The sequence below is a fragment of the Rhizobium glycinendophyticum genome (assembly GCF_006443685.1).
In the GTDB taxonomy this organism is placed as follows: Bacteria; Pseudomonadota; Alphaproteobacteria; order Rhizobiales; family Rhizobiaceae; genus Allorhizobium; species Allorhizobium glycinendophyticum.
This window is the reverse complement of record NZ_VFYP01000001.1, coordinates 2,901,252-2,913,274: the sequence shown is the minus strand read 5'-3', so window position 1 is coordinate 2,913,274 and position 12,023 is coordinate 2,901,252. Positions and strand designations below refer to the sequence as shown.

10 protein-coding genes and 1 tRNA gene are annotated in these 12,023 nt (G+C 60.9%); 7 read left to right on the top strand and 4 right to left on the bottom strand.

Features of this window, described 5'->3' with window-relative positions:
• Positions 1 to 5: 5 nt before the first annotated feature.
• On the bottom strand, positions 6 to 998 hold the full coding sequence (locus tag FJQ55_RS14270; RefSeq protein ID WP_140828864.1) for a transporter: 993 nt from the start codon (positions 996 to 998) through the stop codon (positions 6 to 8).
• A gap of 268 nt (positions 999 to 1,266) precedes the next feature.
• On the opposite strand from FJQ55_RS14270, the gene FJQ55_RS14265 reads away from it, so the two are divergent.
• The 5 genes from FJQ55_RS14265 (at position 1,267) to FJQ55_RS14245 (ending at position 8,016) form a co-directional block, all read left to right on the top strand.
• Positions 1,267 to 2,445, top strand: coding sequence for a phosphoserine transaminase (locus FJQ55_RS14265; protein WP_140828861.1), 1,179 nt, complete (start codon positions 1,267 to 1,269; stop codon positions 2,443 to 2,445).
• Between the two features lie 88 nt (positions 2,446 to 2,533).
• Positions 2,534 to 4,129: a phosphoglycerate dehydrogenase gene (gene serA, locus FJQ55_RS14260; RefSeq protein ID WP_140828859.1), complete on the top strand. Its 1,596-nt coding sequence runs from the start codon at positions 2,534 to 2,536 to the stop codon at positions 4,127 to 4,129.
• Between the two features lie 238 nt (positions 4,130 to 4,367).
• A complete protein-coding gene (locus FJQ55_RS14255; RefSeq protein WP_140828857.1) occupies positions 4,368 to 5,780 on the top strand; it encodes a cytochrome ubiquinol oxidase subunit I in 1,413 nt (470 codons plus the stop codon).
• Positions 5,770 to 6,774 carry a cytochrome d ubiquinol oxidase subunit II gene (cydB, locus tag FJQ55_RS14250; protein WP_140828855.1) on the top strand — a complete coding sequence of 335 codons (1,005 nt, stop codon included), beginning with the start codon at positions 5,770 to 5,772 and terminating at the stop codon, positions 6,772 to 6,774. The genes FJQ55_RS14255 and cydB overlap by 11 nt, the downstream gene beginning before the upstream one ends.
• A gap of 234 nt (positions 6,775 to 7,008) precedes the next feature.
• Positions 7,009 to 8,016: a TIM44-like domain-containing protein gene (locus tag FJQ55_RS14245; protein WP_140828852.1), complete on the top strand. Its 1,008-nt coding sequence runs from the start codon at positions 7,009 to 7,011 to the stop codon at positions 8,014 to 8,016.
• Positions 8,017 to 8,362: 346 nt separating this feature from the next.
• On the opposite strand, the gene FJQ55_RS14235 is transcribed toward FJQ55_RS14245, so the two are convergent.
• On the bottom strand, positions 8,363 to 8,947 hold the full coding sequence (locus FJQ55_RS14235) for a transglycosylase SLT domain-containing protein (protein WP_140828850.1): 585 nt from the start codon (positions 8,945 to 8,947) through the stop codon (positions 8,363 to 8,365).
• 281 nt (positions 8,948 to 9,228) lie between these two features.
• On the opposite strand from FJQ55_RS14235, the gene FJQ55_RS14230 reads away from it, so the two are divergent.
• Entirely contained in the window at positions 9,229 to 10,329 is a 1,101-nt protein-coding gene (locus FJQ55_RS14230; protein ID WP_140828848.1) for a Gfo/Idh/MocA family protein, read from the top strand.
• A gap of 29 nt (positions 10,330 to 10,358) precedes the next feature.
• Positions 10,359 to 11,000, top strand: coding sequence for a ThuA domain-containing protein (locus FJQ55_RS14225; protein ID WP_140828846.1), 642 nt, complete (start codon positions 10,359 to 10,361; stop codon positions 10,998 to 11,000).
• 27 nt (positions 11,001 to 11,027) lie between these two features.
• Here FJQ55_RS14225 and FJQ55_RS14220 read toward each other — a convergent pair whose 3' ends face one another.
• Together FJQ55_RS14220 and FJQ55_RS14215 are read right to left on the bottom strand one after the other, a co-directional pair.
• Positions 11,028 to 11,747, bottom strand: a complete 720-nt coding sequence (locus FJQ55_RS14220) for a hypothetical protein (RefSeq protein ID WP_140828844.1) — start codon at positions 11,745 to 11,747, stop codon at positions 11,028 to 11,030.
• Positions 11,748 to 11,898: 151 nt separating this feature from the next.
• A tRNA-Met gene (locus FJQ55_RS14215) sits at positions 11,899 to 11,975 on the bottom strand.
• Positions 11,976 to 12,023: the final 48 nt, after the last annotated feature.

The following is a 12,023-nucleotide window of genomic DNA, read 5'->3' as shown; positions in this document are numbered from 1 at the left end:
CATGCTCAGAGGATGCCGGTTCGCCGGAGTACCCACCAAGACAGCATCACCGAGATGACGATGAAGGCGAATGCATATCCGGTGCCGTGCATCCCATCGGCGAGGGGGAGATTGGTGGTGTTCATGCCGAAGAAACCCGTGACCAGCGACGGCGGCAGGAGCAGGGCGGTCATTAGCGACAAGATGTAAAGATGCCGGTTGGTCTCTGCACTTTGCTTAGAGTCCAGTTCTTCATGCAAAAGCCTCGCGCGATCGGCGAGCGCCTGAACGTCCTGGTCGACCGCTTCCAACCGGCCCGAAAGGCGGATCAGGCTGTCCTCGACGCCGTCGGGTATCTCGTCGTCGTCCGTGGCGGACGCACGGCGCATGATCAGCAGCATGGTGCGCAAATGGCGATGCAGCCTGACGATCAGGCGGCGCACGGGCGTCAGGCGTCGGCGTTCGTCGCGTAACTCGCTGCCATAGACCAGATCCTCGATCTGATTCAATTCGTCCGTCAGTTCCAGCACCACCGCGATCAGGCCGCGCTGGAACTCCGCAACCAGAACTTCGAAGAGCTGGAGCGGTGTGGCATAGCGGGCGGCATTCTTCTCGACGGCGGCGCGTACCTTATCGACGGAGCGGATCGGCTGCAGCCGTGTGGTGATGATGAAGCGATCCGTGAGTGCGAAATGCAGCCAGCCTATGTCTCGGGTCGTGGCATCGAATTCCCGTTGAAAATCGATGAGCGTACCGAACAGCAGGCCCTCGTCGATGGCCAAAGCTGCATGGGTGTCGTGGGTGGTGAGCGCCGAGAGGACAGGCTGCGTCAGGCCGGGAAACTGCTCCAGGAAAGCGGGCAGGCGCGTGTCGGCGAGGTTGAGGTGCAGCCAGATAAAGTCATCGCCCGGCTGGACGTCCAGTGCCGAGCAGTCCGCCGGTAAGCGCTCGCTGCGAAGGCCCGGGATGATGCGATAGGCCCATACTAGGCCGGGAATGGGGCTGGTCAGCGGAAACATCGGTGGTTGAGCCCTCGCAGCAGGTGGTCGTTGCGCGCATCGGGTGAGCGGGAGTTTGAGATGCGCTCCCTGCGTGACGGATTAATGACAGCGGTCGTGCAGGTGGCTGCCAAGCGAGTGACGCCGGCGTTGCAGGTCTGGCGCGGACGGAACAAAAATTTTGCTCATCGCGACGCAACCCCGCTTGACGGGGAAACGCGACAAGAGTAGTTCCGACGGCGGGACACCTCTCCCCAACGAGAGGCTAATTACCTGGAAGGGTATCTATATGGCTGATGTGATCGCCCCCGCCGCGCGTCCGGCAAACACTCATTTTTCGTCTGGCCCCTGCTCGAAGCGCCCCGGTTGGTCGCTCGATGCGCTCTCCGATGCCCCGCTCGGTCGTTCGCACCGTGCCAAGGTCGGCAAGGACAAGCTGAAGCTGGCCATCGACCTCACCCGCGAAATTCTGAAAGTTCCCGCTGACTACCGCATCGGCATCGTTCCGGCCTCCGACACGGGCGCCGTCGAGATGGCCATGTGGTCGCTGCTCGGTGAACGCGGCGTCGACATGCTCTCCTGGGAAAGCTTCGGCGCCGGCTGGGTCACCGATGTGGTGAAGCAGCTGAAGCTCGCCGATGTCCGCAAGTTCAATGCCGATTACGGTCTTCTGCCGGACCTGACGCAGGTCGATTTCGACCGCGACGTCGTCTTCACCTGGAACGGCACCACGTCTGGCGTCCGCGTTGCCAATGCCGATTTCATTCCGGCCGACCGCAAGGGTCTCACCATCTGCGACGCCACCTCGGCAGCCTTTGCGCAGGATATGGACTTCTCCAAGCTCGATGTCACCACCTTCTCCTGGCAGAAGGTTCTGGGCGGCGAGGGCGGTCACGGCGTGATCATCCTTTCCCCGCGCGCCGTCGAGCGTCTGACGACCTATGTCCCGGCCTGGCCGCTGCCGAAGATTTTTCGCATGACCTCGGGCGGCAAGCTGATCGAAGGCATCTTCGTCGGCGAGACGATCAACACGCCTTCCATGCTCTGCGTCGAGGACTATATCGATGCGCTCAAGTGGGCGAAGTCGATCGGTGGCCTCGAAGCTCTGATCGCGCGAGCCGATGCCAATGCTAAGGTCATCTTCGATTTCATCGAGAAGAACGACTGGATCGCCAATCTCGCCGTTGATCCGGCGACGCGCTCCAACACTTCGGTTTGCGTCAAGATCGTCGACCCTGAGGTTACAGCACTTGATGCCGACGCTCAGGCCGCCTTTGCCAAGGGCATTGCCAGCACGCTCGAGAAACAGGGTGTCGCCTTCGATATCGGCGCCTATCGCGATGCGCCGGCTGGCCTTCGCATCTGGGCCGGTGCCACGATCGAGACCGCCGACATGGAAGCGCTGATGCCGTGGCTCTCCTTCGCCTATGAGACGCAGAAGGCGTCTGTCGCCAAGGCGGCTGCCTGATCCTTGACGAATTTGGCTCCGCCTGACCGGCGGAGCCCCGCAATTCTCATCATTTTCTTCAAACGAACTCTCTGAAGGAGGCCTCGTCATGGCACCTCGCGTTCTCGTATCCGACGAACTCTCGGAAACCGCCGTCCAGATCTTCCGTGATCGCGGCGTAGACGTTGATTTCCAGCCGCAGCTCGGCAAGGACAAGGACAAGCTTGCCGAAATCATCGGCAATTATGATGGTCTCGCCATCCGCTCCGCCACCAAGGCAACGGAAAAGCTGATCGCGGCGGCGACCAACCTCAAGGTCATCGGCCGCGCGGGCATCGGTGTCGACAATGTCGATATCCCGGCTGCTTCCAAGCGCGGCATCATCGTGATGAACACGCCCTTCGGCAACTCGATCACGACGGCCGAACACGCGATTGCCCTGATGTTTGCCGTTGCCCGCCAGCTGCCGCAGGCGGATGCCTCGACCCAGGCCGGCAAGTGGGAGAAGTCGAAGTTCATGGGTGTCGAAATCACCGGCAAGACGCTCGGCGTCATCGGTGCCGGCAATATCGGCGGCATTGTCTGCAAGAAGGCCATCGGCCTTGGCATGCATGTGATTGCCTATGACCCCTTCCTGTCGGCCGAACGCGCCCAGGAAATGGGCGTCGAAAAGGTCGAGCTCGACGAGCTGCTGCCGCGCGCCGATTTCATCACCCTGCATGTGCCGATGACCGACAAGACCCGCGGCATCCTGGGCAAGGAAAACATCGCCAAGACGAAGCCGGGCGTGCGCATCATCAACTGCGCCCGTGGTGGTCTCGTCGATGAGGCGGCACTCGCCGAAGCGATCAAGTCCGGCCACGTCGCTGGTGCCGGTTTCGACGTCTTCGAGGTCGAACCGGCCAAGGAAAGCCCGCTGTTCGGCCTTCCCAATGTCGTCTGCACGCCGCATCTCGGCGCTTCCACCACGGAAGCCCAGGAAAACGTCGCCCTGCAGGTCGCCGAGCAGATGTCGGATTATCTGGTCAAGGGTGCGGTTTCGAACGCCATCAATATGCCGTCGATCACGGCCGAGGAAGCGCCGATCCTGAAGCCGTTCATCCGTCTTGCCGACGTGCTCGGCTCGTTTGCCGGCCAGATGACCGAAGATCCGATCAAGGAAATCGAGATCCTCTATGACGGTGTCACCTCGACCATGAACACCAAGGCGCTCACTTCGGCACTTCTGGCCGGTCTGATCCGCCCGCAGGTGGCCGACGTCAACATGGTCTCGGCTCCGATCATGATCAAGGAAAAGGGCGTCATCGTCGCCGAAGTGAAGCGCGACAAGACCGGCGTCTATGACGGTTACATCAAGCTCACGGTCACGACCGATAAGCAGACCCGCTCGGTCGCCGGCACGGTCTTTTCGGATGGCAAGCCGCGCTTCATCCAGATCAAGGGCATCAACATGGATGCGGATGTCGGTCAGAACATGATCTACATCTCGAACACTGACGTTCCCGGCATGATCGGCTTCATGGGCACCACGCTCGGCAATGCCAAGGTCAACATCGCGAACTTCCAGCTCGGTCGCGACAAGGAAGGCGGCGACGCGATCGCTCTCCTTTATGTCGACGGTCCGGTTGAGAAGGCCGTGCTCGACCAGTTGACCGCCAACCCGGCGGTCAAGCAGGCGAAGCCGCTGGTATTCAACGTCGATTAAGCGGCGGGGCCCTGCGGCCATCGCGACGAATAAACGCTGCGGCGCGGGATCAAACCCGCGCCGTCTTTGTTTGTGGAACAACCGAGACAATGGGCAGGGCCCATATAAGGAACAATCGATGCGTTGAACCGTCGCATGGCGGCTTGTCGCATTGAACGCGGGGTACAAGGCTATACTTGACTTCTGTCACCTCGAGCGCCGTTTGGCTGCGGGGTCGAAAACGAAGGATGCAGTCATCATGTTCGAAAACTTCGACGCACAGATCCTCGCGCGGATCCAGTTCGCGTTCACGATTTCCTTCCACATCATCTTCCCGGCTTTCTCCATCGGTCTGGCGAGCTATCTGGCCGTGCTCGAAGGCCTTTATCTATGGAAGAAGGACAAGGTTTATCTGGAGCTTTTCGACTTCTGGAAGACGATCTTCGCGGTCGCCTTCGGGATGGGAGTCGTGTCGGGGATTGTGATGTCCTATCAATTCGGCACGAACTGGTCGGTCTTCTCTGACAAGGCTGGGCCGGTGATCGGCCCGCTGATGGGCTATGAGGTGCTGACGGCCTTCTTCCTCGAAGCCGGCTTCCTCGGTGTGATGCTTTTCGGTCGGCAGAAAGTTGGCCCAGGCTTACATTTCTTCGCCACCGCCATGGTCGCCATCGGAACACTGATCTCGGCGACCTGGATCCTCTCGGTCAATTCCTGGATGCAGACGCCAGATGGTTTCGCCATCAACGAGGTCGGGCAGTTCGTGCCAGTCGACTGGTGGAAGATCGTCTTCAATCCGTCCTTCCCCTACCGCCTCACACATATGGTGATCGCCGCCTATTTGACCACCGCCTTCGTGGTCGGTGCGGTCGGCGCCTGGCACCTGCTGCGCGGCACGGCACCCCGCCGCGCCGGCGTGATGTTCTCGATGGCGATGTGGATGGCCGCAATCGTCGCGCCGATCCAGATCGCCGCTGGCGATGCGCATGGGCTCAACACGCTGGAACACCAGCCGGTCAAGGTCATGGCCATGGAGGGCCATTTCGACAGCCATCCCGGCGGCGCGCCGCTGATCCTGTTCGGCATTCCGAACACCGAGGAAAAGCGGATCGACTATGCGATCCAGATCCCCAAGCTGTCGAGCCTGATCCTCAAGCACGACCTCAACGCGCCGCTCGATGGCCTGGATACGGTTCCCGATGACAAGGAGCCGCCGGTTGCGATTGTCTTCTGGTCGTTCCGCGTCATGGTGGCCATCGGTTTTGCCATGCTCGGCGTCGGTCTGTTCTCGCTCTGGTGTCGCTGGAAGGGCACGCTGTTGCAGAACCACTGGCTGCATCGCGTGGCGCTCGTCATGGGCCCGTCCGGTTTCGTGGCGGTGCTCGCCGGCTGGATCACCACCGAAGTCGGTCGTCAGCCCTATACGGTCTATGGCCATCTGCTCACGGCTGACTCCATCTCCCCGATCGCGGCACCGGCCGTTGCCGCCTCGTTGATTGCCTTCATCGTGGTCTATTTCGTCGTCTTCGGTGCGGGCACCTTCTACATTTTGCGTCTTATGGCCCGTCTGCCGCGCGATCCGATGCCGGATCTCGATGATGGCCCGATCCGCTCGTCCGGCATCACGCCGGCCGCCCAACCCGGTCACCATGGAGGCAAACATGCCCATTGATCTTCCCTTCATCTGGGCCGGCATCATCGCCTTCGCCGTGCTCGCCTATGTCATTCTCGATGGCTTCGATCTCGGCATCGGCATCCTCTTCCCCTTCTTCCCGGAGAAGCACGAGAAGGACCTGATGATGAATTCGGTGGCGCCGGTCTGGGATGGCAACGAGACCTGGCTGGTGCTCGGGGGCGGCGGGCTGCTCGCCGTCTTCCCGCTTGCTTATGCGACGATCCTGCCGGCAATCTATGCGCCGATCATCCTCATGCTGCTCGGGCTCATCTTCCGCGGTGTCGCTTTCGAATATCGCTGGCGCACCAAGCGGGCGGAGCACTTGTGGAACTGGGCCTTCACCGGCGGGTCGGTGGTTGCGGCATTCTTTCAGGGCGTGGCACTCGGTGCGCTGGTGCAGGGCATTCCCGTCACCGATCGCGCCTATTCCGGCGGCTGGTGGGACTGGCTGACCCCGTTCTCGATCGCCACAGGTCTTGCCCTGTTGATTGGTTATGGCCTGCTCGGAGCCACCTGGCTCGTGATGAAAACGGAGGGCGAGATCGCTGAGCGGGCGAAGGTTTTTGCCTTCCGGCTTGCCTTTGCCACGGTCGCCGCCATGGGTGTGTTCAGCCTCTGGACTCCCTGGCTGGAACCGGCCTATCTCGATCGCTGGTTCGGCTATCCGACGATCGTCTTCTCGTTCATCGTACCGCTGATGGTGCTCGGTTGCCTGTGGGTGATCGTTTCAGGCTTACGCAATGGCCGCGATGTGCAGCCTTTCGTGGCGGCACTGGGGCTTTTTGTGCTCGGTTACGCCGGCATCGGGATTTCATTTTATCCCTATATCGTGCCGACCTCGCTGACGATCTGGGAAGCGGCGGCCCCCGATTCAAGCCTGTCCTTCCTGCTCGTCGGAGCGGTCGTGCTGGTGCCGATGATCCTGTGCTACACTGCCTATGCCTATTGGGTCTTCCGAGGGAAGCTCAACCCTGACGAGGGCTATCACTGATGCAAACGCGCGAGACACTCAGCCGACTGCTTTGGTTCGTCGGCCTTTGGGCGGCGGGCGTGGGCACGATCACGGTCGTCGGCCTGATCATCAAGTTCTGGCTGAGAGCCTGACGCGATCACTTCAATTTCAATCAATAATTGATCGCTCGACCTTCCAAAGAGGTCGGGCGGTCTCCATATGGGCTGCAAGGCCCTTTGGGCCACGACCGTTCGAGGAGGAGGGGAGATCCCCATGCGACAATACGGAAAATTTTTTGCGGCGCTGGCGCTCGGGATGATGGTGACGCTGATGGCCGTCGACTTTGCCGAAGCGCGTCGCGCCAGTGGCGGCTTCGGCAGCCGGGGCACGCGCACCTTCAGCCAGCCGTCGATCACCCGCACGGCGCCCGCACCAGCAGCGCCGATCGAGCGCACCATGACGCCGCGCACGAATGCGACCCAGCCGGGCACTAACCAGACAGCGACACAAGGGTTCAACCGTCCGGGCGGCCTGTTCGGTGGTCTTGCCGGTGGCCTGATGGGCGGCCTGCTGCTCGGCGGTCTGTTCGGCATGTTGATGGGCACCGGCTTTGGCGGCGGTTTCGGCTTGATCGGCCTGCTCCTTCAGGGTCTGCTGATCTTCTTCCTGGTGCGTTTTGCCATGCGGGCCTTCGCCAATCGCCAACCAGCCTCTGCGGGAGCCGGCAGCAATTCCGGCATCGGTGGTTTCCCTGGCATAGGTGGTCTTGCCCGCGACAACCAGGGCGATGCCGGCCGCTCCAGCTTCCAGATCCCGAAGATCGGTAGCGGCGGTGTGGCAGCGGCTTCTGCGGCCCGTCCCGGCCAGCCGGACGAACTCGGTATCACCCAGGGCGACCTTGAGCGCTTCGAGCAGTTGCTGAAGGACATGCAGGCGGCTTTCGCGGCCGAGGACTATGGCACGCTGCGCCGGATCACGACGCCGGAGGCCATGTCCTATCTGGCGGAAGAACTGAGCGAAAACGCCACCAAGGGCGTCAAGAACGTCGTGCGTGACGTTCACCTCGTGCAGGGTGACGTTGCCGAGAGCTGGGCCGAAGAGAAGGCCGAATATGCGACGGTCGCGATGCGCTACGAAGCCGTCGACTACATGGTCGATCGTCAGACCAATGCGGTCGTCGAGGGCGATCCGAAGACGCCTTCGGAATCGGTCGAGATCTGGACCTTCGTCCGCCGTCCCGGCACGTTGTGGCAGATCTCGGCGATCCAGAGCGCCAACTGATTTGATCTGCTCCGGTCGTTCAAACCTCCCCATCGGATTCGGCGGGGAGGTTTTTGTTTGGGGGAGGTCGCTGGAAATGAAATTCTGCGGGGCACTCCCCTCTGTCCTGCCGGACATCTCCCCCTCAAGGGGGGAGATTGGATTGGGGATGCGGATCTGGCTGCCACTGAGGTCGAGGTTGAGATCCACTTCGATACCGATTGTGCCGTTCGAGGGCGCAATTTGGTCAGGCGGTCACAAGGACAAACCGCAATCTCCCCCTTGAGGGGGAGATGTCGGCGTAGCCGACAGAGGGTGGTAACGCAGACCGGCCAATTTCAACCCGGCGCCCAAAGAACTTAAACCCTCACCCCGGGCACTGCTGCAGCTGTCGGGCGTAAGTATAGGTAATCTCGGTGAACCGCTTCGCCCCCTTCAACGCTTCCGGGCGGTTCTTGTAGGCGCCGCGCAGATAGCCTGTCAGCCCTGAGTGATAGGCGAGGTAGAGATTGTACGGGTCGTTGAGCTGGATCTTCAGCTTGTCGGCCGTCTCGCGGTGATACCAGCCGATGAAGCGGATGGCGTCGGCGAAATCGGTGCGGCGGGCGCCCCAGCGGCCGGTCTCCTGGCGATAGCGGTCCCAGGTGCCGTCGAGCGCCTGGGAATAACCGTAGGCCGAAGACGCGCGCTTGCCGGGGATGAAGCCGAGATACCATTTGCGCGGCGGCTTGGCATTATGACGGAAGCTCGATTCCGTATAGATCGTCGCCATCAGGATCGGCACGGGAACGCCGTATTCGCGTTCGGCCGAGACGGCGGCGCGACGCCAGTTGTTGAACAGGCCGTCGCGCTGCTCGAAGATCGCGCAGGCGTTGCGCGTCTGGGAGGGCGGCTTGGCGCAGGCCGACAGCATCAGCATGACGCCGAGGGCGGAATAAAGAGCGGTACGCATGACAAAACCTCGCTACTGGCCCGTCATTGTATTCACTAAAATTTAACGAAAGGTTTTCCCATCGGACCCCCGATCTGGCCTCCCCAGGATTGGGGGCGGCCTGGACCAGGGGATAGGATAAGGCTTGCGTCTTCTGCGGGAAAAGTGCCCGAATGCGCGTTGACCTTCGTCGCATTTGCGACCAGTCTGCGGCTCTTGCGCCGGGACGGCGAGGAGAGGTGATCCAGTCACCTTCGTCCCAGGACGCATAGAAGAGACCAGGGAGAGAGGACGCGGCCATCATGCAGCAAGTCGGCATCGGCATCATCGGATGCGGCAATATTTCAAGCGCTTATCTGAAAACCCTGCCGCAGTTTCCCATATTGAAGGTCTGCGGGGTCGCCGACCTCAATGCGGATCTGGCAGCAGCACGGGCCGCGGAATTCAACGTTCCGGTCCGCTCGATCGAGGACCTCTATGTCGATCCCGAGATCCGCATCATCCTCAACCTGACGGTGCCGAAGGCGCATGTGGCGGTGGGGCTTAAGGCGCTGGAAGCCGGCAAACACGTCTATTCGGAAAAGCCGCTTGGCGTCACCTTTGCCGAGGGGCTGCACCTGTCCAGTGTGGCGCGGGCTCTGGGGCTCCGCATCGGCTCGGCGCCCGACACGTTTCTCGGCGGCGCGCATCAGACGGCGCGCGCACTGGTCGATGATGGCGCGATCGGCCAGCCGATCGGCGGCACGGCCTACTTCATGTGCCCCGGCCACGAGCGATGGCATCCCAATCCTGACTTCTACTACGAGGCCGGCGGCGGGCCGATGCTCGACATGGGGCCGTATTACATCACCGATCTGGTCAACCTGCTCGGGCCCGTCGAGAAGGTGGCGGGTTTTGCCACCAAGGTGCGCGATACGAGAAAGATCGGCAGCGAGCCGCGCCGGGGCGAGGTGATCCCGGTGCATGTGCCGACCCATGTCACGGGACTGATGTCCTTCGCCAACGGCGCCGTGGTGCAGATCTCCATGAGCTTCGACGTCGCCGGCCATCGCCACACGCCGCTTGAGATCTACGGCACGGAGGCGAGCCTGATCGTGCCCGATCCCAATCATTTCGGCGGTGACCTCTTCCTTTTGCCGCTCGTTGGCGAAGCCCAGGGGAAGCCCGTCAGCCTGCCTTACGCCGAGGGCAACTGGCGCTCGCTCGGGCTCGCCGACATGGCGCATGCGATCATTGAGGATCGTCCACACCGGGCGAACGGGGATCTCGCGCTGCATGTGCTTGAAGTCATGGAGGCCTTTCAGACGGCTTCGGACCGGGGCGAAACCGTCGCGATCACCACCCGTGTCGAGCGCCCGGCGCCGCTCTCCGATTCCCTCGTCGATGGCCTGCTCGGCCGCTGACCTCTCGTTATTTCAAGAAGGATTTCATCATGCGTCAGGCTCTGATCTGCTGGGGCGGCTGGGACGGGCACCAGCCCGAACAATGCGCCGCCCTCATCTCCGACATGCTGGAGGCGGAGGGCTTTTCGGTCCGCGTCGAGCCGGGCACGGAGGCTTTTGCCGACCCTGCTATCCGCGACTACAGCCTCATCGTGCCGATGCTGACGATGACCAAGATCGAAAAGCCGGAGATCGAGAACCTGGAGCTTGCCATCCGCGGCGGCGTCGGCCTCGGCGGCTTCCACGGGCAGGCGGGCGACAGCTTTCGCGACTGCGTCCAGTATCAATACATGATCGGCGGCCAGTGGGTCGCCCATCCCGGCAATATCTATGATTACACGGTCAATATCGTGAAGCCCGAGGACCCGCTCGTCTCCGGCATCGGCGATTTTCCTTATCGCTCCGAGCAGTATTACATGCATGTCGACCCGAATAACGAGGTGCTGGCGACGACCACCTTTACCGGCGAGCACGATGCCTGGATCGACGGCCACGTGATGCCGGTCGTCTGGAAGCGACGCCACGGGCAGGGCAGGGTGTTCTATTCCTCGCTCGGCCATCAGGCGACGGAGTTCGAGGTGCCGCAGATGCGGGAGATTGTGCGGCGGGGTTTGGTTTGGGCGGCGCGATAGCTGATCGTCAGCTGATTAGAACAAGCTTCAGCCTGTCTCCCCTGTAGTTTCGAGCGCCACATCATGCGACTGCTTAAATTTGTTCGCAGGCCGAATTAGTTGTACCTTCTCGGCCTTAGCCAATCTCTCAAGCCCAGCAATGACCTCAATTCGAGAAGTTGCCATTTCTCGCGTAACGATATTCATTCGCTGCTGGAAATCAGCTGACATTTTCTCACCTTTTCGGGCGCTATTGTAGATGTCGCTGATTTCGTCTCGCGCTTCATTCGCCGCACTTCGAAGTTTTCTTAATTCCGCTGCCGCCTTCCCGTCTAAGAGCTTCTCAGCGTCGCGGAACTGTTGCCGGCTAACTGCTTCAATAGTGCCCCTCACGATGTAATCAAAAGCATCCACGTCCTGTGTAAGATCTTTAATTATCTGAGGTATTCGTATCGCAGCCCAATCGTCTATCTCGCAGAGTTCTTCATAGGCAGGCGTCAGAGCTCTCTGGACAATCAATTTTGTGGAATTGTCTTGTTTCCGGACGAGTTCGTAATGACGTCTGTTGGCTCTGTTTTCTGCCCAAATCAAAGCAACGACACTTGCTGCCGATACGAGAAGGCCCAGCAGGACTTGGTATTCCTTTACCGTCTCCCAAATCCATGATTCTCGACACCGGCTTAGGCCCAATGACTGGGTGAAGTCACAGTACGACGCGACCATCGTTTTTGCGGTCACTTCGATTGCTACCAAAGCATCTTTCAGCATTATGCACATTCCCCATCCGAAATATATTAGGGGTTGTGATTGCTGCAATCAATGATTTGTTTGCTGTCGCCAGTTTTGCGAACTGTTCGCGCCAGTGGAGACACTGCCCATGCAAACGCCATCAAAAACTAGTCTGTCAAAATTGGAGTTTTGGTAGCGGGGGGCGGACTTGAACCGCCGACCTTGGGGTTATGAATCCCACGCTCTAACCACCTGAGCTACCCCGCCACACATCGAACATTCGGGCCTTGAAGCCGTCGCCGTCCGAAGCGATGG

Coding starts and splice junctions, on each gene's coding strand:
- FJQ55_RS14265 (WP_140828861.1), top strand. CDS start 1,267: ATGGCTGATGTGATCGCCCCCGCCGCGCGTCCGGCAAACACTCATTTT.
- FJQ55_RS14225 (WP_140828846.1), top strand. CDS start 10,359: ATGCGTCAGGCTCTGATCTGCTGGGGCGGCTGGGACGGGCACCAGCCC.
- FJQ55_RS14255 (WP_140828857.1), top strand. CDS start 4,368: ATGTTCGAAAACTTCGACGCACAGATCCTCGCGCGGATCCAGTTCGCG.
- FJQ55_RS14220 (WP_140828844.1), bottom strand. CDS start 11,747: ATGCTGAAAGATGCTTTGGTAGCAATCGAAGTGACCGCAAAAACGATG.
- FJQ55_RS14270 (WP_140828864.1), bottom strand. CDS start 998: ATGTTTCCGCTGACCAGCCCCATTCCCGGCCTAGTATGGGCCTATCGC.
- FJQ55_RS14245 (WP_140828852.1), top strand. CDS start 7,009: ATGCGACAATACGGAAAATTTTTTGCGGCGCTGGCGCTCGGGATGATG.
- FJQ55_RS14230 (WP_140828848.1), top strand. CDS start 9,229: ATGCAGCAAGTCGGCATCGGCATCATCGGATGCGGCAATATTTCAAGC.
- serA (WP_140828859.1), top strand. CDS start 2,534: ATGGCACCTCGCGTTCTCGTATCCGACGAACTCTCGGAAACCGCCGTC.
- cydB (WP_140828855.1), top strand. CDS start 5,770: ATGCCCATTGATCTTCCCTTCATCTGGGCCGGCATCATCGCCTTCGCC.
- FJQ55_RS14235 (WP_140828850.1), bottom strand. CDS start 8,947: ATGCGTACCGCTCTTTATTCCGCCCTCGGCGTCATGCTGATGCTGTCG.